This is a genomic window from Kribbella sp. NPDC104740, assembly GCF_055583505.1.
In genome coordinates this window covers 205,428-225,240 of the sequence record NZ_JBVJNV010000011.1, presented here as the reverse complement: position 1 = coordinate 225,240, position 19,813 = coordinate 205,428, and the positions used below count along the sequence as shown (strand labels likewise).

The 19,813-nt window shown below is 69.2% G+C and carries 16 protein-coding genes; 5 read left to right on the top strand and 11 right to left on the bottom strand.

The window, feature by feature from the left end; translation table 11 throughout:
* Nucleotides 1-20: 20 nt before the first annotated feature.
* Entirely contained in the window at nucleotides 21-1,868 is a 1,848-nt protein-coding gene (gene recQ / locus ACZ6Z4_RS37805; RefSeq protein ID WP_465576942.1) for a DNA helicase RecQ, read from the top strand.
* A gap of 43 nt (nucleotides 1,869-1,911) precedes the next feature.
* Here the strand turns inward: recQ and ACZ6Z4_RS37800 are convergent, their stop codons facing one another.
* From ACZ6Z4_RS37800 to dnaE, 6 genes are all read right to left on the bottom strand, one after another.
* On the bottom strand, nucleotides 1,912-3,114 hold the full coding sequence (locus ACZ6Z4_RS37800; protein WP_465577043.1) for a serine hydrolase domain-containing protein: 1,203 nt from the start codon (nucleotides 3,112-3,114) through the stop codon (nucleotides 1,912-1,914).
* A gap of 48 nt (nucleotides 3,115-3,162) precedes the next feature.
* On the bottom strand, nucleotides 3,163-4,023 hold the full coding sequence (locus ACZ6Z4_RS37795) for a LysR family transcriptional regulator (protein ID WP_465576935.1): 861 nt from the start codon (nucleotides 4,021-4,023) through the stop codon (nucleotides 3,163-3,165).
* Nucleotides 4,024-4,108: 85 nt separating this feature from the next.
* Nucleotides 4,109-4,480: a VOC family protein gene (locus ACZ6Z4_RS37790; protein WP_465576931.1), complete on the bottom strand. Its 372-nt coding sequence runs from the start codon at nucleotides 4,478-4,480 to the stop codon at nucleotides 4,109-4,111.
* A gap of 131 nt (nucleotides 4,481-4,611) precedes the next feature.
* Entirely contained in the window at nucleotides 4,612-6,450 is a 1,839-nt protein-coding gene (locus tag ACZ6Z4_RS37785) for a DUF3352 domain-containing protein (RefSeq protein WP_465576928.1), read from the bottom strand.
* 46 nt (nucleotides 6,451-6,496) lie between these two features.
* The gene (locus ACZ6Z4_RS37780) at nucleotides 6,497-7,309 is read right to left on the bottom strand and encodes a hypothetical protein (RefSeq protein ID WP_465576925.1); all 813 of its coding nucleotides are present in this window, start codon (nucleotides 7,307-7,309) and stop codon (nucleotides 6,497-6,499) included.
* Between the two features lie 45 nt (nucleotides 7,310-7,354).
* Nucleotides 7,355-10,903 (bottom strand): DNA polymerase III subunit alpha, encoded by a 3,549-nt coding sequence (gene dnaE / locus ACZ6Z4_RS37775; protein WP_465576923.1) that lies wholly within the window; start codon nucleotides 10,901-10,903, stop codon nucleotides 7,355-7,357.
* 166 nt (nucleotides 10,904-11,069) lie between these two features.
* Between dnaE and ACZ6Z4_RS37770 the strand changes: the two genes are divergently transcribed.
* Together ACZ6Z4_RS37770 and ACZ6Z4_RS37765 are read left to right on the top strand one after the other, a co-directional pair.
* Entirely contained in the window at nucleotides 11,070-11,693 is a 624-nt protein-coding gene (locus ACZ6Z4_RS37770; protein ID WP_465576919.1) for a DJ-1/PfpI family protein, read from the top strand.
* A 3-nt stretch (nucleotides 11,694-11,696) separates the two neighbouring features.
* Nucleotides 11,697-12,131, top strand: coding sequence for a MarR family winged helix-turn-helix transcriptional regulator (locus tag ACZ6Z4_RS37765; protein WP_465576916.1), 435 nt, complete (start codon nucleotides 11,697-11,699; stop codon nucleotides 12,129-12,131).
* Here ACZ6Z4_RS37765 and ACZ6Z4_RS37760 read toward each other — a convergent pair.
* Nucleotides 12,128-12,535 carry a RidA family protein gene (locus ACZ6Z4_RS37760; RefSeq protein ID WP_465576913.1) on the bottom strand — a complete coding sequence of 136 codons (408 nt, stop codon included), beginning with the start codon at nucleotides 12,533-12,535 and terminating at the stop codon, nucleotides 12,128-12,130. The two genes, ACZ6Z4_RS37765 and ACZ6Z4_RS37760, sit on opposite strands and share 4 nt — an antisense overlap.
* A 58-nt stretch (nucleotides 12,536-12,593) precedes the next feature.
* Between ACZ6Z4_RS37760 and ACZ6Z4_RS37755 the strand changes: the two genes are divergently transcribed.
* Entirely contained in the window at nucleotides 12,594-13,196 is a 603-nt protein-coding gene (locus ACZ6Z4_RS37755; RefSeq protein WP_465576909.1) for a TetR/AcrR family transcriptional regulator, read from the top strand.
* On the opposite strand, the gene ACZ6Z4_RS37750 is transcribed toward ACZ6Z4_RS37755, so the two are convergent.
* The 4 genes from ACZ6Z4_RS37750 to ACZ6Z4_RS37735 are packed head-to-tail and all read right to left on the bottom strand — an operon-like array spanning nucleotide 13,193 to nucleotide 15,931.
* On the bottom strand, nucleotides 13,193-13,852 hold the full coding sequence (locus tag ACZ6Z4_RS37750; protein ID WP_465576906.1) for a Type 1 glutamine amidotransferase-like domain-containing protein: 660 nt from the start codon (nucleotides 13,850-13,852) through the stop codon (nucleotides 13,193-13,195). The genes ACZ6Z4_RS37755 and ACZ6Z4_RS37750 overlap by 4 nt on opposite strands.
* Nucleotides 13,849-14,757 carry an RluA family pseudouridine synthase gene (locus ACZ6Z4_RS37745; protein ID WP_465577038.1) on the bottom strand — a complete coding sequence of 303 codons (909 nt, stop codon included), beginning with the start codon at nucleotides 14,755-14,757 and terminating at the stop codon, nucleotides 13,849-13,851. Before ACZ6Z4_RS37745 ends, ACZ6Z4_RS37750 begins: the two co-directional genes overlap by 4 nt.
* A 17-nt stretch (nucleotides 14,758-14,774) precedes the next feature.
* Complete coding sequence (gene lspA / locus ACZ6Z4_RS37740) at nucleotides 14,775-15,506, bottom strand: signal peptidase II (protein ID WP_465576899.1); 732 nt, start codon at nucleotides 15,504-15,506, stop codon at nucleotides 14,775-14,777.
* The gene (locus ACZ6Z4_RS37735) at nucleotides 15,479-15,931 is read right to left on the bottom strand and encodes a TraR/DksA family transcriptional regulator (RefSeq protein WP_363670891.1); all 453 of its coding nucleotides are present in this window, start codon (nucleotides 15,929-15,931) and stop codon (nucleotides 15,479-15,481) included. Before ACZ6Z4_RS37735 ends, lspA begins: the two co-directional genes overlap by 28 nt.
* A 631-nt stretch (nucleotides 15,932-16,562) precedes the next feature.
* On the opposite strand from ACZ6Z4_RS37735, the gene ileS reads away from it, so the two are divergent.
* Nucleotides 16,563-19,715: an isoleucine--tRNA ligase gene (gene ileS, locus ACZ6Z4_RS37730; protein WP_465576891.1), complete on the top strand. Its 3,153-nt coding sequence runs from the start codon at nucleotides 16,563-16,565 to the stop codon at nucleotides 19,713-19,715.
* Nucleotides 19,716-19,813: the final 98 nt, after the last annotated feature.

Here is a 19,813-nt window from a genome sequence, read left to right as displayed (position 1 = left end):
GACCTCCGTAGAATCGGTGCGTGGCCGAGACAACAGCCGAACTGCCAGACTCCGAAGCCCTGCAGGTGCTGCACCGGGTGTTCGGGTACGACGCGTTCCGCGGGGAGCAGCGCGACATCATCGAGACCGTCGTCGGTGGTGGTGACGCGCTCGTCCTGATGCCGACCGGTGGCGGCAAGTCGCTGTGCTACCAGATCCCCGCGCTGGTCAGGTCCGGGGTCGGGGTGGTGATCTCGCCGCTGATCGCGCTGATGCAGGACCAGGTCGACGCGCTCACCGCGCTCGGTGTCCGGGCCGGCTTCCTGAACTCGACGCAGGACTTCGAGCAGCGCCGCGAGGTCGAGCAGGCCTTCCTGTCCGGCGATCTCGACCTGCTCTACCTGGCGCCCGAGCGGCTCCGGGTCGAGGGGACGGTCCGGCTGCTCGACCAGGGCAAGATCTCGCTGTTCGCGATCGACGAGGCGCACTGCGTGTCCCAGTGGGGGCACGACTTCCGCCCCGACTACCTGATGCTCTCGGAGCTGCACGAGCGCTGGCCCGACGTACCGCGGATCGCGCTGACCGCGACGGCGACCGAGGCGACGCACGCCGAGATCGCGACCCGGCTGAAGCTCACCGAGGCGCGGCACTTCGTCGCGAGCTTCGACCGGCCGAACATCCAGTACCGGATCGTCGGCAAGGACAACCCGCAGCGCCAGCTGCTCGACCTGCTGAAGACCGAGCACGCCGGGGACGCGGGCATCGTGTACTGCCTGTCGCGCAACAGTGTGGAGAAGACGGCGACCTTCCTGACCCAGAACGGGATCGAGGCCGTGCCGTACCACGCCGGTCTGGACAGCCGGACGCGCGCGACGAATCAGGCGCGGTTCCTGCGCGAGGACGGGCTGGTCGTGGTCGCGACGATCGCGTTCGGGATGGGGATCGACAAGCCCGACGTACGGTTCGTGGCGCACCTCGACCTGCCGAAGTCCGTCGAGGGGTACTACCAGGAGACCGGGCGCGCGGGGCGCGACGGGCTGCCGTCGACGGCGTGGCTGGCGTACGGGCTGCAGGACGTGGTGCAGCAGCGGAAGATGATCGACACGTCCGAGGGTGATGCCGCGCATCGGCGGCGGCTCGGGACGCATCTCGACGCGATGCTGGCGTTGTGCGAGACCGTGCAGTGCCGGCGGGTGCAGCTGCTCGCGTACTTCGGGCAGCAGGGCGAGCCGTGTGGGAACTGCGACACCTGCCTGACGCCGCCGGAGTCGTGGGACGGGACGATCCCGGCGCAGAAGCTGCTGTCGACGGTGTACCGCTTGCAGCACGAGCGGAACCAGAAGTTCGGCGCCGGTCAGGTGATCGACATCCTGCTCGGCAAGACGACGGAGAAGATCAAGCAGTTCCGGCACGACGACCTGAGTGTGTTCGGGATCGGGACGGAGCTGAAGGACACCGAGTGGCGTGGGGTGATCCGGCAGCTGCTGGCTCAGCGGCTGCTGACGGTCGAGGGTGATTACGGGACGCTGCTGCTAACGGCTGACAGCGCTGAGGTGCTGGGGCGTCGGCGTGAGGTGATGATGCGGCGCGAGCCCGAGCGGGTCGGGCGGTCGCGGTCGTCCGGGGGTGGGTCGAAGAAGAAGGTCGTCGACCTGCCGGCCGAGGCGGCGCCGGTGTTCGAGCGGCTGCGGGCCTGGCGGGCGGCGACGGCGAAGGAGCAGGGCGTTCCGGCGTACGTGATCTTCCACGACGCGACGCTGCGGCAGATCGCGATGGAGCTGCCGGGGTCGCTGAGTGCGTTGGGGACGATCAGCGGGGTGGGCGAGAACAAGCTCGCGAAGTACGGCGAAGGAGTGCTGGAGGCGCTGGCCGGGTCAGCGGACGAGTAGGGGTTCGCGCGCCGGCCGAGTCTGCGAGCGGGCAGCGACTCGGTCAGCGAGCGAGGAGCGGCTCGATCGCTGTGATCAGGCTGGCCGCGACCGTGTCGGGCACCTTGTTTACGTCGGCCAGCAGGACGGCGACCGCCAGGCGCTGGTCCGGTACGACGACCAGGATGCTCGACACGTCAGGGCTCGCGCCGCGGTGGCCGACCGCGGAGTGGATCCCGAAAGCGTTGGAGTACAGCATCGTGCCGAGGCCGTACTCCCCCTGGCCGTCGGTCATCTGCCGCACCAGCTCCCCGGGGATGACCTGGCTGCCGTAGAGTTGATAACCCCATCGCGCAATCGACGCGGCGTCAGCTGCCACCCCCGCGTTCGCTGCCGACAGGCTCGCGAATGCGCGGCAAGGAGTGAATCCGTCAACAGCCCGGCCGCACACGACGTTGCGGTCCTCGGCGAGTGGCGGCCGTGGCTTCTCGTGATCCTGGAACGCGGCCCGCTCCAGCCCCGCGGCCTTCGCCAGGTCCTGGCGCAAAGCAACCGCGAGCGGCTGTTGCGAGACCTTCTCGATCAACATCCCGAGCAAGACGTAGCTCGGATTGCTGTAGCAGTACGCGCTGTCGGGCGCACTCGGCTCGGCAGTGGCGTACGACAGCGCTTCCTCGGGAGTCCAGTGTCTCCCCGGCGCGGCCGCGATCGCCCGGTCCACCTTGACGTAGTCCTCGTTGCGATAGTTCGGTACGCCGGAACGCATCGCGAGATGCTGCCGGACAGTCGCGTTGTTCGCCGTCAACGGATGCTTCACGTACGCCGACAGCGGCGCGTCGAGGTCGACCGCACCACGCTGTGCCAGCAGCAGGACTTCGGCGGCGACGAAGGTCTTCGTGATGCTGGCGACGCCGAAGCTCGTGTTCGGCGTGAGACGACTGCCCGCGGCGTCGCGGCCGGCGGTACCCGACCAGCTCCACCGATCCGTCAGCACGGCGGCGGTCACACCCCGGGAGGATGACTCGCTGTCGGGCAGTTCGGCGTACTGGCTGACGACTTTGCCGAGCACCGCCTGCAGGCTGACCGCCTTTGCCGGATCGAGCGAGGTCGTGGCCGGAGCCGGAAACTGCGTCACCGCAGTGGGCGTTGTGGCGGGCGAGCGCGCGGAACGGCCGACACCCGGCGCACACCCCACCAGAGCCAGCAGTACGACGAAAGTCGCGATCGGCCTCCGCACTCTCCGATGGTCACGCTTCCACGGCAGCACCTTCAAGTCCCCGGAGATCTCCGCCCGCCGGAGACTGTCGACGCCCTATCAGGTCCAGGTGAGGCTCTGCGCGATCGCCGCGACGCTGCGCAGGACCGGCTCCCGCCGGCTCGCGGACCAGGCGATCGCGACCTGGTTGGGGCCGAGGTCCTCGACCGGTACGGCGACCACGTCGGCGCGCGTGTAGAACGTTGCCGTGGACAACGGGATGATCGCGATCCCGTGGCCGGCGGCGACGTGCTCGAGCTTCTCCTCCACGCTGCGGTAGTGAGGAGCCGAGCGGGCGTCGCCTTTCCGGGCGGTGAGGTCGCGCCACTCGGGGACGGCGTCGGGATCCTGGAGCAGGTGGTCTTCGGACAGGTCGGCGACGTGGATCGCGGGTTTGCCCGCCAGGCGGTGCTCTGCGGGCAGCATCGCGACGCGGGGCTCGTCGAACAACGGATGGACGGTCAGGCCGCGCTGGTCGATCGGAAGACGCACGATGCTCAGATCGGCGCGACCGTCGTGCAAGACCTCGACCTGGTCGTCCCACGTCGTGCGGAGCAGCCCGACCGTCAGCTCGGGGTGCTCAGCCGACAGCATCCGGACCAACGGCGTGACCGTGATGCCGGGCATGAACGCGATGGTGAAGGTCCGCTCGGTGCGCGCCGCCTGAACCGCTCGGCGACGCATCGCTTCGGCCGAGGCCAGCACCGGGCGAGCGTCCTCCAGCAGTTGCCGACCGGCCGGCGTCAGTTCAGTGGAGCGCTTCGTACGAACGAACAGCTGAACCTTCAGCTCCGACTCGAGCGCGCGGATCTGACGGGACAGGACCGGCTGAGCGATGTGCAGCCGCTCGGCAGCGCGGCCGAAGTGGAGCTCCTCCGCGACGGCCACGAAGTACCGGACCTTGCGCAGGTCTACGTCCATCCGCTGTCAACCCCAGAGGCGAGCAGCCGGACGGGCCGGGCGGCCCGCCTCCGCTGATACCTCCAGGGTATGACACCGCGTGCGGCTACCCCTCGAACGCGTAGAGGACGTTCCCGTCGGGGTCGCGGAAGTTCAGCATCGGCGGGACACCCGGCCAGCTGATCAGGTCGCTGGTCGAGACGCCCTGGGCGTTCAGGTCCGCGTGGGCGGCGGTGGCGTCGGAGGTGGCGAAGCGGATGCCGGTGTCGGTGCCGGCGGGGACCTCCTCGGTCGCGGGGATCAGGGCCAGCGCGGTGGCGGCGCCGGGAGGGGCGACGACGATCCAGCGGCCGTTGAGCTGGGGTACCGGCGCGTCCAGGTGCAGGTCGAAGCCGAGGGTCTCGACGTAGAAGGCGAGCGCGCGGTCCTGGTCGGTGACGGGGACGGCGACGGTGCTGACGGCGGTGAAGTGGTTCATCTCAGGGGTCCTTTCCGAAGAGGTTCACCCTGAGGTAGAAGCCCGGCCGGGGATTTCGACATCACCGGCCAAAGAAAATGAGAGAGCCCGGACCAGACGGTCCGGGCCCTCTCGTTCGTCGAGCGACGCTGCTACTTGGCGACCACGCGAAGGGTGAACTCCCCGGTGCCACCGTCGGTGTGGCGGATCGTGATGCCGGCCGAGCGGAGCGCCGCGGCGTCCTTGTTGGCCTTCAGCTCCTCGGTCAGCGAGCCGACGCCGTCGAAGTCGACGTACGCCGCCAGAACCGCGCCCTTCGGGTCCGGGATCGCCTGCTTGAAGCTCTCCGACTCCCCCAGGTTGCCGCCCTTGAGGACCTTCTCGGCGTAGCTCTGGTTGGTGGAGAGCACCAGCGTCTTGTCGTCCTGGGCCTTCTCGATCGGGATGTTCAGCCGGCTGCGCTCACGCACCAGCCGCATCACCTTGTCGGCCACCGCGCTCGCCTTGGCCGGATCGGTCTCCGACTTGATCGCGATCTGCGGGCCCTGGTCGCCGCCGTCCCGGTCGATCGCGACCGCGAAGTTCTTGCCCAGCAGCGTCTTCAGGTCGTCCGGCAGGACGAGTCCGTACTGGTCGGTGAAGCCCGAGGTCAGCTCCTCGATGTCGAGACCACTCGACTTCTTCATCTGCTCCCAGGCGGTGTCGACCAGCTCCGAACCACCCGAGACCGCCAGGCCGGCGGCCGAGCTCTCCGGCAGCTTCGCCAGCGTGTCCCCCGCGTCGGCAGCACCCGTCTTCACGGTCTGGTCGCTGCGGACGACACCCTTCAGCTCGACGTAGTTCGCGTCGAAGCGCAGCGCCGCGGCCATCGAACCAGCCGGGAGCGCCTTGCGCTGCTCCTCGGTCAGCTTGCGGTCGCTGATCAGCGCCAGCCCGGCGGTGTCCGCCCAGAACGACGCGAACCCCTGCTCGCCGAGCGCCGACATGTCGCCGTCGAACTTCGAGTTCTCGCTCAGCGGGCTGTCCTTGGCCGTCGACGCGGCCGAGTCGACCAGCGCCTGGTTCTCGCCGAGCAGCACGTAGCCGTCGGTGAACACCCGGCCCGGCTTCTCCTTCTCGTTGGCGAACAGCTTGTCCAGGCCGGTGTTGGCCTTGTCCTCGCTCTTCACTTGGACGGCGACCACGACGTCCGGCGTCTTGCTGTCCCCCGCCGGCGGGAGCGCGGCCAGCCCGGCCCGGTCCCCCAGCCACGGCTTGACGTCCTTCTCGAAGTCGACGTCGGCCAGGTCGTCGCCGGCCTCCTTCTTCAGCAGGTCGAACAGCTTCTGCCGCAGGTCGTCGTTGTCGCTGGTGAGGCCGATCCGCTCCTTCGCGGACGGGAACTTCATCAGGTACCGCAGCGCCGCGACGCGCTGACCGGCCGACGGGTTCAGGTCGATCCGGGCGTAGGCGACCGCCGTACCGGGCAGCACCTCGGCCGGCTGACCGCCGCCACCGTTGAGCCGCGCGTAGGCGAACAGGCCACCGCCACCGAGCACGGCGAGCACCGCCACGACGGCGACCAGCGGGATCCACTTGTTGCGCCGCTTCGGCGGCTCGGGCTGCCATTGCTGGGCCTGGCCGTAGCCAGGGCCGTACGGCGGCTGGCCGCCGTCACCCTGCGGGCCGCCGTACTGCGGCTGCCCGTACTGGGGTGCGGCGGGTGCGCCGTACTGCGGCTGCTGCTGGCCGTACGGCGGCTGGCCCTGGTAGCCCGGCTGCCCCTGTTGGCCGGGCTGGCCCTGGTACGGCGGCTGGCCCTGCTGGTACGGCGGCTGCCCGCCCTGCTGCGGCGGCTGTCCACCGCCCTGCGGCCAGGGCCCTTGGTTGCCCTGAGCACCGAACTGGTCGCTCTGGGTCCCCGGAGCGGGGTACGGGGCGTTCGGGTTCGGGTGGCCGCCGGGTGCACCGGGGTGGTGCGGGTAGACCGGCGGATTGGTCTGGTCGGACATCGTGCCCCCTCGCGTCACCGGTGAGATGCCACCGGGCCGGAACAGGCTATTTCACCTGCGCCGGGGATTCTGACGCGGAAGATACCGATGTGGTTGCAACTGGTTCCGCGCGCCAGGTGAGCGCGGAGATGATCGCGGCCGCCAGCGCTGCGCCGACCAGCCAGGAGGCGAGTGGCGTCCAGGTGTGCAGCTCGAGCGGGGCCGCGAGGAGGTCGCCGGGCTTGGCGGCCTGGAGGCGCGGGTCGAGCGGGTCGTGGCCGAGCAGCATGCCGACGCCCCAGGCGACGGCGGAGCCGACGACCGAACCGACGCAGACGACGGCGACCGCCCACGGTCCGTAGTCGCGCAGCCACCAGAACAGCGCGGCGCCGAGCACGAGCGCGGTGAGGAAGCCGATCGCGACGAACATGCCGTCGGGACCGAACACCCGGGTCATCTGCTCCTCGCCGAGGGACCCGCCGTTCTCGTCGATCGTGTACTGCGCGAGCGGCGCGTACTGCTGCCAGGCCCACCCGGCAATCGCCCCGGCGACCAGGAAGACCGCGACGGTCACCGCGATCGCTCGGCTCCAGGGAAGCTTCGGGGCCGGCTCAGGAGCTGCTCCGAAAGATCCACCGAATGCCTGAGGGGCGTACGGCCCGCTGGAACCGGAGTACACCGGGCCCGGCTGGTGCTGGGTCGGGTGGGAAGAGTTGGACGCCGAGTAGCCGGAGCCTGCCTGCGGCGAGCCGTGGCCGGCAGCAGCGTCCGCCGCCGGCGCGAAACCCTGGCCGGCGTGCGCCGGGGCTCCCGGCTGGGGCTGGCTGGACCAGGGACCTTCGGGGGTCGGCCCCGAGGGGTCGGGTGGTGGCTGCGTCACGGGGACAGTGTGACGTACTGGGTCAATGCTCTCGGTCATCGGGCGTCAGCCGGCCAGGCAGGACGGGCCGAGGAGGGCCTTGAGGTCGGCCATCAGCGACGACGTCGGCGTGACGCGGAAGCGGTCGCCGATGCGCATCACCGTGGTCTTCTGGCGGGCCTGCAGGCGGAGCTGGACCTCGGTCATGCCGGGGTGGGACTGGAGAACGTCGCGGAGCTGGTCGACGACCGGTGGGGTGCAGCGGTTCACCGGCATCGTGATCACCACCGGGCCGCTCGGGCCCTCGGTCAGGTCGGGGACGCTGACCTCGGAGCCGCTCAGCTCGAGGCGGTCCTCGCGGCGACGGACCCGGCCCTTCATCAAGATGATCGCGTCGTTGGTGAGCAGGTGCGCCGACAGCTGGTACGCCGAGGAGAACATCATCACCTCGATCGAACCCTCGAGGTCCTCCATCGTGACGATCGCGTAGATGTCGCCGCGCTTGTTCACCTTGCGCTGCACCGCGGTGACCAGACCGCCGATGGTGACCTGGCTGCCGTCGGGGCGGTCCTCGTCGGCGAGCAGCTGACCGATCGTGCAGTCGGTGCCGTTGGTGAGCACGTGCTCGACGCCGAACAGCGGGTGGTCGGACACGTACAGCCCCAGCATGTCGCGCTCGTGCGCGAGCTTGGTCGCCTTGTCCCACTCCTCGATCTCCGGGACGCGCACCGTGAGCCGGCTGTTGCCGTCGGCGGAGTCGGCCTCGTCGTCACCCATCGAGAACAGGTCGAACTGACCATGCGCCTCGTTGCGCTTGAGGTCGATCGCCTCGTCGACGGCCTGCTCGTGCACCGCGACGACCGCGCGCCGGGCGTGGTTCATCGAGTCGAACGAACCGGCCTTGGCCAGCGACTCGATGACGCGCTTGTTGCAGACCGGCAGCGGCACCTTGTCGATGAAGTCGACGAAGTCGGTGAACCGGCCCTCGGACTCGCGCGCGGACACGATCTCGGCCACCACGTTGACACCGACGTTGCGGATCGCGGACAGCCCGAAGCGGATGTCGGTGCCGACCGGGGTGAAGTTCGAGTCGGACTCGTTGACGTCCGGCGGCAGCACCTTGATGCCCATCCGGCGGCACTCGTTCAGGTAGATGGCCATCTTGTCCTTGTCGTCCTTCACGGACGTCAGCACCGCGGCCATGTACTCGGCGGGGTAGTTCGCCTTCAGGTAGGCGGTCCAGTACGAGACCAGCCCGTACGCCGCCGAGTGCGCCTTGTTGAACGCGTAGTCGGAGAACGGCACCAGGACGTCCCAGAGCGCCTTGATCGACTGCGCCGAGAAGCCGTTGGCCTTCATCCCCTCGGAGAAGCCGACGTACTCCGCGTCCAGCACTTCGCGCTTCTTCTTGCCCATCGCGCGGCGGAGCAGGTCCGCCTTGCCGAGCGTGTAACCGCCCAGCTGCTGGGCGATCGCCATCACCTGCTCCTGGTACACGATCAGGCCGTACGTCGTACCGAGGATCGGCTCCAGCGCGACCGCGAGCTCGTCGTGCGGGTAGCTGATCTCCTGCTGCTTGTTCTTGCGCAGCGCGTAGTTGGTGTGCGAGTTCGCGCCCATCGGGCCGGGGCGGTAGAGCGCGCCGACCGCGGAGATGTCCTCGAAGTTGTCCGGTTTCATCAGCCGCAGCAGCGCCCGCATCGGGCCGCCGTCGAACTGGAAGACGCCGAGCGTGTCACCGCGGCCGAGCAGCTCGAAGGTCGGGCCGTCGTCGAGGGTCTTGGCCAGCTCGTCGAGGTCCAGCGAGATCCCGCGGCTGGCCTCCACGTTCTTGACCGCGTCGTCCATGATGGTCAGGTTCCGCAGGCCCAGGAAGTCCATCTTGACCAGGCCGAGCGTCTCGCAGCTCGGGTAGTCGAACTGGGTGATGACCTGGCCGTCCTGCTCGCGGCGCATGATCGGGATCAGCTCGATCAGCGGCTCCGAGGACATGATCACGCCGGCCGCGTGCACACCCCACTGGCGCTTCAGGTTCTCCAGGCCGCGGGCGGTGTCGACGATCTTGCGGACGTCCTGGTCGGACTCGTACAGCTGGCGGAACTCGCCGGCCTCGGAGTACCGCTTGTGCTGGGAGTCGAAGATCCCGGACAGCGGGATGTCCTTGCCCATCACCGACGGCGGCATCGCCTTGGTGATCCGGTCGCCCATCGCGAACGGGTAGTCGAGCACCCGGCCGGCGTCCTTGATCGCCTGCTTGGCCTTGATGGTGCCGTAGGTGACGATCATCGCGACCCGGTCGTCGCCGTACTTCTCGGTGACGTAGCGGATCACCTCGGGGCGGCGGCGGTCGTCGAAGTCGATGTCGAAGTCGGGCATCGACATGCGTTCGGGGTTCAGGAAGCGCTCGAAGATCAGGCCGTGCTGGAGCGGGTCCAGGTCGGTGATCCGCATCGCGTACGCGCACATCGAACCGGCACCGGAACCACGGCCCGGGCCGACCCGGATGCCGTGCTCCTTGGCCCAGTTGATGAAGTCGGCGACGACCAGGAAGTAGCCGGCGTACCCCTTCGAGGTGATGACCTCGATCTCGTACTCCGCCTGCTTGCGGACGTGGTCGGGGACACCGGCCGGGTACCGCTTGTGCAGGCCGGTCTCGACCTCGGCGACGAACCAGGACTCCTCGTTGTGGCCGTCCGGGCAGGGGAAGCGCGGCATGAACCGGCCCTCCCCCTCGGTGAAGCTGACGTCGCACTGCTCGGCGATCAGCAGCGTGTTGTCGCAGGCCTCCGGGTAGTCCTTCCAGACCTCACGCATCTCGGCGGCGGTCTTCACGTAGAACTCGTTCGCGTCGAACTTGAACCGGTTCGGGTCGGACAGCGTCGAGCCGGACTGCACGCACAGCAGCGCCGCGTGGGCGACCGAGTCCTCCGGCTTGGTGTAGTGCAGGTCGTTGGTCGCGACCAGCGGCAGGCCGAGCTCCTTGGCCAGCTTCAGCAGGTCGCCCTGGATGTTGCGCTCGATGCCGAGGCCGTGGTCCATCAGCTCGCAGTAGTAGTTCTCCGCGCCGAAGATGTCGCGGAACTCCGAGGCGGCCTCGACGGCCTCCTTGTACTGGCCGAGCCGGAGCCGGGTCTGCACCTCACCGGACGGGCAGCCGGTGGTCGCGATCAGGCCCTTGCCGTAGGTGTTCAGCAGGTCGCGGTCCATCCGGGGCTTGAAGTAGTACCCCTCGAGACTGGCCAGCGAGCTCATCTTGAACAGGTTGTGCATACCGGAGGTGTTCTTCGCCAGCAGCGTCATGTGCGTGTACGCACCCGAGCCGGAGACGTCGTCGCGGCCGGAGTTCGCGTCGCCCCACTTGACCCGCTTGCGCTCGCTGCGGTGCGTGTGCGGGGTCAAGTAGGCCTCGACGCCGATGATCGGCTTGACGTCGTACTTCTTGGCGGTCTTCCAGAACTCGTACGCGCCGAACACGTAGCCGTGGTCGGTGGTCGCGATCGCCGGCTGGCCCATCTCCTGGGCGGTTTTGAACAACTCGTCGATCCGCGCGGCGCCGTCCAGCATGGAGTACTCGGTGTGCACGTGTAGATGCACGAAACTGTCGCTGGACGCCATGTCTGCGCAGACCTCCCAGGGCGTTGGTGAGCAAGACGCAGTAAGCCTAAACCCGACCATCGACAACTTTTGAGGCGGCGCACTGATGGAGGTCAGGTACTTGAGATTTCAGAAATTTCAGAGACGAAAGATTGACAAGATGTTGTCATCATGACAACCTGTTGTCATGATCGAGAACAGCGTCACCACCGTCCACGTCGCCGTCTACGACACGCTCGCCGACTGGGAGATCGGGTTCCTCACCGCGAGCGTCAACAGCCCCGCCTGGCACCGGACGCCCGGGCAGTTCCGGATCCGGACCGTCAGTGCGAGCACCGAGCCGGTGACCACGGCCGGCGGGCTGCGCGTGTTGCCCGACCTGACGCTCGACGAGCTGAGCCCGGGCGACAGCGCGATGCTGATCCTGCCCGGCAACGACCTGTTCCCGACGCCGGCGTACGCGCCGTACGTCGCGAAGGCACGGGAGTTCCGCGCGGCCGGCGTCCCGGTCGCGGCGATCTGCGGCGCCACCGGCGCGCTGGCGATGGCCGGCATGCTCGACGACCACGAGCACACCAGCAACGCCGCGGAGTTCCTCGACAGCCTCGGGTACGCCGGTGGCAAGCTCTACCGGGACGAGCCCGCCGTGAACGACCGCGGGCTCATCACCGGCAAGGCGCAGGCGCCTGTCGAGTTCGCCCGAGCGGTCTTCGCCGAGCTGGGCATCTACGAGCCGGCCGTGCTCGACTCCTGGTACAAGCTGTACGGCGAGCAGGACCCGGCCGGGTTCTACGAGTTGATGGGTGCGTGACAGGTGAGTCGTGACCAGGAGCTGCTCGGTGCCGCGGCGCTGGCGACCTTCAAGCTCAACGGCCAGTTCCTGGAGCTGGCCGAGAGCTTGGCCAAGCCGGTCGGGCTGACGGCGACCCTGTGGCAGGTGCTCGGCGCGGTGCTCCACACGCCGCTGCCGGTCGCGTCGATCGCCCGGGAGATGGGGATCACCCGGCAGGCTGTGCAGCGGACCGCCGACGTACTGGTGGAGCGCGGGCTGGCGGAGTACCGGGACAACCCGGCGCACCGGCGGGCCAAGCTGGTGGCGGTCACCAGCGACGGGCTGGACGCCGTACGGGCGATCAGCCCTGAGCACGCCAAGCAGGCGAAGCGTCTGAGCAGCCTGCTCGGGCAGGAGGAGTTCGCGCGGGCCGTCGACGCGCTGACGACCCTGTCGAAGGCGCTCGACCAGCTCTAGTCGAGTACGGCGGTCGCTTCGACCTCGACGAGGAGGTCGGGCTCGCCGAGGGCCGCGACGCTGAGCAGGGTGATCGGCTTGACCGGGTCGACGCCCAGTTTCGCGGCCGCGCGGGCTACGCCTTCGCCGAGCTGCGGGAACTTCTCGGGGGTCCAGTCGACGACGTAGATCGTGAGCTTGGCGACATCGTCGAAGGAGCCGCCGATCTCGGTCAGGGCGTTGCCGATGTTCAGGTAGGCCTGCTCGACCTGAGCGGCGAAGTCGCCGGGGCCGACCGGGTTGCCGTCGCGGTCGCGGGCGACCTGGCCGGCCAGGAAGACCAGCCGGGAGCCGGTGGCGACGGACAGCTGGCGGTAGACGTCGGGCTTGGGCAGGCAGTCGGGGTTGATCAGCGTGACGGTCATGGCGGGCTCCTTCGGTTGGGTTGACGCTTACCATAACAGCGTTATGTATAGTTGGGCCATGGCGAGAACGAAAGATCCTGGTGTCCGGTCGTTGCTGATCGAGCGGGCGGCGCAGATGCTGCGGGCGCGGGAGCCGATCACCCTGCGGGCGCTGGTCGCCGGGACGCCGGTGTCGACGATGGCCGTCTACACGTACTTCGACGGGGTCGAGGGGCTGTGGAAGGCGGTTCGGCAGGAGGGGTTCACGCGGCTGACCGCGGTGCTCGCACGACAAGCGGCGACCGATGATCCGGTACGCGATCTGGCGGCGCTGGGGGCGGCGTACGTCGGGAACGCGGAGGCGAATCCGGATCTCTACCGGGTGATGTTCGACGCCTCGGTGGAGCTGGAGGATCCGGCGGGGGCGGATGCGGGACTGCAGCCGCTGGTCGAGGCTGTCGGGCGAGCGACAGCCAGAGGCCGGTTCGCTGCCGGGACCGATCCGCTGGCCGTGGCGACGCAGGCCTGGGTGATCGGGCACGGGCTGGCGTCGCTGGTCGTCAACGGGCCGCTGCCGCGGGAGGCTCTGGCCTACGCCGTACCGATGCTGGCCGGGTTGTTCACGCAGGCCGGGGACGAGCCGGCGCGCTGTCTGGCGTCGGTGCGGGCCGGGTGGGGTTAGACGAGCTCGCGGGTGTCGCCGTCGACGACGAGGGCCTGGCCGTCGCGGAGGCCGACGTACGGTACGCCGGTGCGGTCGTACAGGTCGCGGACCTTGTCGATCAGGTCGGTCTCGGGATGGCCGGGTGAGTCGAGGTGCGGGACGAAGGCCTCGTCGATCAGGCCGAGACCGTCCCACACCACCTCGTCGACGACCGAGGAGTCGTCGCACAGCTCCAGGCCGCGCAGGCTCGGGGCGAGGACGCAGCCGCCGGCGCTGTAGCCGGCGTAGACGAGCTGCTCGGAGCGGATCAGCTCCGGGAGGAGCTGGTCGATCCCGCTCTCAGCCATCGCGGTCCGGAGGGTGAAGACGTTGCCGCCGCGCACCCACAACCCGTCGAACTGGGTGAGATGGGCGGGGAGGTCGGCCCCGGGAGCGGCGGACTTCGTCGCCGGCGCGGCATCGGCCGGCGCGAAGTCGCGGAGGTCGATCTCGGTGGGGCGGAGGCCCAATTCGACCAGCCAGCGGTGCTCGGCGCGGACCTTCTCCTCGCGTTCGACCGGCTCGACGATGTCGACCGCGTTGCAGATCACGCCGATCCGCGCTCGCGGCGGCAGCATCGCGACCCAGCGCTCAGGGTGGTCGCCGAGGCGGAACGACGACAGGTAGAGCTTCACTGGGTGTCGACGAGCCGATCGAGGGCCTGGTCGAGATCGTCGGGGTACTCCGAGGTGAACTCGACGTACTCCCCCGACCCCGGGTGCGTGAAGCCGAGGCGCATCGCGTGCAGCCATTGGCGCGACAGCTGCAGCTTCTCCGCCAGCACCGGGTCGGCGCCGTACGTGAGATCGCCGCAGCACGGGTGGCCGATGGCGGACATGTGGACACGGATCTGGTGCGTCCGCCCGGTCTCCAGCGTGATCTCCAGCAGCGTCCCGTACCGGAAGGCCTCGAGCGTCTCGTAGTGCGTGACGCTCGGCTTGCCGCCGGCCACGACGCCGAACTTGTAGTCGTGGTGCGGGTGCCGGTCGATCGGCGCGTCCACGGTGCCGGTGAACGGGTCCGGGTGTCCCTGGACGAGCGCGTGGTAGATCTTCTTGACCGTGCGCTCCTTGAAGGCCCGCTTCAGGACGGTGTAGCTGTACTCCGTCTTCGCCACGACCATCAGCCCGGACGTGCCGACGTCGAGCCGGTGCACGATGCCCTTACGCTCGGCCGCACCGCTGGTCGAGATGCTGAAGCCGGCTCCGGCCAGGTGCCCGATCACGGTCGGGCCGGTCCAGCCCGGGGACGGGTGCGCGGCGACGCCGACCGGCTTGTCGACCACGACGATCTCGTCGTCGTCGTGCACGATCCGCAGGTTGTCCACGGTCTCCGGTACGACGGTGACCTCGCCCGGGGGTGGCGGCAGCTCGACATCGAGCATCACGCCGGCCGCGACCCGGGCCGACTTCGCCGCGGTGGCGCCGTCGACCTGGACCAGGCCGGACTCGATCAGCTCGGCGGCCTTCGTCCGGGAGACGCCGAACAGCCGCGACAGCGCCGCGTCGAGGCGCTCGCCGGCCAGGCCGTCGGGCACCATCACGGTCCGCGAGTCGCTCACTTGCCGCTCACGTCCTTGGTGCCGTCGAGCTTGATCCCGCGCAGGGTCTGGATCACCAGCAGGATCGCGGCCGAGGTGACGGCCATGTCGGCGACGTTGAAGATCGCCCAGTGCGGGGTCTGCAGGAAGTCGACGACGTGGCCGTGGAACGGCGACGGTTCGCGGAAGATCCGGTCGGTGATGTTGCCGACCGCGCCGCCGAACAGCAGGCCGAACGCGACCGCCCAGCCGGCCGAGCCGAGGCGGCGGGACAGGTAGATGACGCCGAGCGCGACGGCGATCTGGATGGTGCTGATCACCGGGGTGAAGTCGGAGCCGAGGCTGAACGCGGCGCCGGGGTTGCGGATCAGGTTGAACTTGAGCAGTTCGCCGATCACGTTCACCGGCTCACCGGGGGTGAGGTGGTGCAGCGCGAGCATCTTGGTGAGCTGGTCTAGGCCGAGGATCAGCAGGCCTACGGCGGCGAAGACGATCGTGAGTCGCCAGGACCGGGGTTTGGCCGGAGTTGCTTCGGTGGCAACTACTTGGTCTGTCTCGGCGGTGTCCGCGGCGGTGGCGACCGCTTGGTCTGTCTCGCCGGTGTCCGCGTCGGGCTGAGCCGCCGCAGCGTCCGGAGACGACGGAGAACCGGCCGACGAGGCGTCGGCCGGTTCCGTTGGGTCGTTGGCGTCCCCTGACGGGTGGGACGACTGGTCCTGGCTCAGCGGCGTTCTTCGCGTTCTTTGCATGACACGCACAGTGTCGCACGCGGGAACGCCTGCAGCCGTCCCTTGCCGATCGCCTTGCCGCAGCTCTCGCAGACGCCGTACGTGCCGTCGTCGATCCGGGCCAGCGCCCGCTCGATCTGGTCCAGCATGTCCCGGGCGTTGTTGGCCAGCGACATCTCGTGGTCGCGCTCGAGCGTCGTCGAGCCGACGTCGGCCTGGTCGTTGCCGGCGCCGTCGCCGCCGTCGCGGAGCAGACCGACGATCTCCTGCTCGGCGTCGCGGATCTCCTCCTTGAGGTGCAGCACGTCCGCCTCGAGCTCACCGCGCAGCTCGGTCAGCTCCGCCGCGGTCCACGGGTTCTCCCCGTCACGGACGGTCAGGTTCTCGGCTTTCTTGGGCGACTTGGCCGGCGCCGTTGCCGGGGTCCTGTTCTCGTTCGTCTTCATGGCCACCCTCTTCGTCGGAGCTTTCCTGGCAGGGGTTTTCGAGGCGGCCTTCTTGGCCGGCTCGTTGGCGGTCGCGGCACTCTTCTCGGCCGCGGCGGTGCGTTTTCCGGGGGCGGACTTCTTTGCCGATGTAGCCATCCTTCGACTACCCCCTGCCTTCGTCGGAGACTGAAGCGGACTGGTCGCAAGACAGTAGGACACGTGGGCGCCACGTGCCAGCCCGACGCGCAGACCGTGGACATACGGTAGTCGCTTCTTCAAGCCCGCTCGACGCGTCCCGCGCGTCCTGAGATGTCACAGCCCTGTCTCACCTCCCCCGCCAGGCAGCATTGTCACCACAGTACCCCCGCCTGACCAGTGATTAACGATTAGTGGCCGTCTGGTTCTGAGTCGTACACTGCAAACGCCACCGCAAGGCAGTGATGAGGCGATCACCTCGGAGCCGCCGGAAGAACGGTCCCCGGACCTATTAGACCTGGCAGCGGAGCGCAACGAAGTGGGTGACACGTGCGGGGCGGTGGGGTGGGGACCGTAACTGCACAGTCACCAAGGAGGGTGGTACCGCGGAGTACGGCGACGTCGCCGTACCTCGTCCCTTCGTCGAAGCAGCGCGACGAAGGACGGCCAGACCATGGCGGACGACACCCCGACCACCCCGTGGCAGCAGGTACCGGGCCAGGTGGACCTGACCGCGATCGAGCACGACGTGCTCCGGACGTGGGACGAGCAGGACACCTTCGCCAAGTCCCTCGCCCAGAGCGCCGGCGGGACCCCGTGGACCTTCTTCGAGGGTCCGCCGACCGCGAACGGCATGCCCGGCACCCACCACATCGAGGCCCGGGTCTTCAAGGACGTCTTCCCCCGCTACCGGACCATGAAGGGCTTCTCGGTCGACCGCAAGGCCGGCTGGGACTGCCACGGGCTGCCGGTCGAGGTCGCGGTGGAGAAGGAGCTCGGCTTCAGCGGCAAGAACGACATCGAGGCGTACGGCATCGCCGAGTTCAACGCCAAGTGCCGCGAGTCGGTGCTGCGCAACGTCGACGCGTTCACCGAGCTGACCACCCGGATGGGCTACTGGGTCGACCTCGAGCACCCGTACAAGACGATGGACCCGCAGTACGTCGAGTCCGTCTGGTGGTCGCTGAAGCAGATCTTCGACAAGGGTCTGCTGGTCGAGGACTACCGGATCACGCCGTACTGCCCACGCTGCGGCACCGGCCTGTCGGACCACGAGCTGGCCCAGGGCTACGAGACCGTCGTCGACCCGTCGGTCTACGTCCGCTTCCCGCTCACCTCCGGGCCGCTGGCCGGACAGGCGTCGCTGCTGGTCTGGACCACGACCCCGTGGACCCTGGTCTCCAACACCGCCGTCGCCGTGCACCCGGACGTCGACTACGTCGTCGCCACCGACGGCAACGAGTCGCTGGTCGTCGCCGAGCCGCTGCTCGGCTCGCTCGGCGAGGGCTGGACCGTCACCAACACGTACGCCGGCCGCGAGCTGGAGCACTGGACCTACCAGCGCCCGTTCGAGCTGGTCGCGTTCGACGAGCCGGCCCACTACGTCGTACTGGCCGAGTACGTCACCACCGAGGACGGCACCGGTCTGGTCCACCAGTCCCCCGCCTTCGGCGCCGACGACCTCCAGGTCGCGCGGGCGTACAACCTGCCGGTGGTCAACCCGGTCGGTTCGGACGGCCGCTTCAACGCCGACGTGCCGCTGGTCGGTGGGCAGTTCTTCAAGAAGGCCGACGAGGACCTGGTCAAGGACCTGGACGCGCGCGGCGTGCTGTTCCGGCACGTGCCGTACGAGCACCCGTACCCGCACTGCTGGCGCTGCCACACGCCGGTCATGTACTACGCGCTCCCGTCCTGGTACATCCGGACCACGCAGGTCAAGGACGCGCTGCTGCGCGAGAACGAGAAGACCAACTGGTTCCCCGAGTCGGTCAAGTGGGGCCGGTACGGCGACTGGCTGCGCAACAACATCGACTGGGCCGTGTCCCGCTCCCGCTACTGGGGTACGCCGCTGCCGATCTGGCGCTGCTCCGAGGAGCACCTGGTCTGCGTCGGTTCGCTGGCCGAGCTCGGCGAGCTGGCCGGGCGCGACCTGAGCAGCACCGACCCGCACCGCCCGTACGTCGACGACATCACCTTCGCCTGCCCGACCTGCGGCGGCGAGTCGCACCGGGTCGCCGAGGTGATCGACGCCTGGTACGACTCGGGCTCGATGCCGTTCGCGCAGTGGGGCTACCCGTGGGTCGAGGGCTCCAAGGAGAAGTTCGAGAAGGCCTACCCGGCCGACTTCATCTCCGAGGCGATCGACCAGACCCGCGGCTGGTTCTACACGCTGATGGCGATCGGCACGCTGGTCTTCGACGAGTCGTCGTACCGGAACGTGGTCTGCCTGGGGCACATCCTGGCCGAGGACGGCCGGAAGATGTCCAAGCACCTGGGCAACATCCTGGAGCCGATCCCGCTGATGGACGACCACGGCGCGGACGCGGTGCGCTGGTTCATGGCCGCCTCCGGGTCGCCGTGGAAGGCGCGCGGTATCGGGCCGAACGTGCTGAACGAGATCGTCCGCAAGGTGCTGCTGACGTACTGGAACACGGTCGCCTTCCACGCGCTGTACGCGCGGCTGGCCGACTGGAACCCGGCCGACGTGCCGCCGGTCGCGGAGCGCTCGGTGCTGGACCGCTGGCTGGTCAGCGAGACGCACCGGCTGGTCCGCGACGCCGACGAGGCCTACGCCGGGTACGACACGCAGAAGCTGGGCGCGCTGATCAGCTCGTTCGTGGACACGCTGTCGAACTGGTACGTCCGCCGCTCGCGGCGCCGCTTCTGGTCCGGTGACGCCGGCGCGCTGGCGACGCTGCACGAGACGCTCGACGTGCTGACCCGGCTGATGGCGCCGCTGACGCCGTTCCTGACCGAGCGGGTCTGGCAGGACGTGTTCCGGCCGGTCACGCCGGGGCTGCCGGAGTCGGTGCACCTGTCGACGTTCCCGGCGTACGACGCGGAGCTGATCGACGACACGCTGGCCACGCACGTGTCGATGGCCAAGCGGGTCGTCGAGCTGGGCCGGTCGGCGCGGGCCGAGGCCAAGGTGCGGACCCGGCAGCCGCTGAGTCGCGCGCTGGTCGGCTCTGCCGCGATCGCTGACCTGTCGGAGGAGCTGCTGCGCGAGATCGCGGAGGAGCTGAACGTCGGGTCGGTGGAGCCGCTGTCGTCGGCTGGTGCGGATCTGGTCGAGCACTCGGCGAAGGGCAACTTCCGCGAGCTGGGCAAGCGGTTCGCGAAGCAGACGCCGGTGGTCGCGAAGGCGATCGCGGCGGCGGACGCTGCTGAGCTGGCGGCCGCGTTGAAGGCCTCCGGTACGGCGACTGTCGTGGTCGACGGCGAGCCGGTCGAGGTGAGCGCCGACGAGGTGCTGATCTCGGAACGGCCGCGCGAGGGTTGGTCGGTGGTCAACGAGCAGGGCGAGACGGTCGCGCTCGACCTCGAGGTGACGCCGGAGCTGAAGCAGGCCGGGCTGGCCCGTGAGGTGGTCCGGACGTTGCAGGAGGCCCGGAAGAGCGCCGGCCTGGAGGTCTCGGACCGGATCAGCGTGTGGCTGAGCGCGACGGACGCCGAACTGGCCGATGCCCTCGGCAAGCACGCCGACGACGTCGCCCGCGAGGTGCTGGCCACCGCGGTGGTCCAGTCGGCGCCGGAAGCAACCGACGGCCTGGTCACCGGAAGCGACGAGGAGCTCGGCCTGAACTACTGGCTGCGGAAGGCCTGAGAAGTGCACCGGGGGGGGGGGGGGGGGGGGGGGGGGGGGGGGGGGGGGGGGGGGGGGGGGGGGGGGGGGGGGGGAGGGGGGGGGGGCGGGAGGAGATA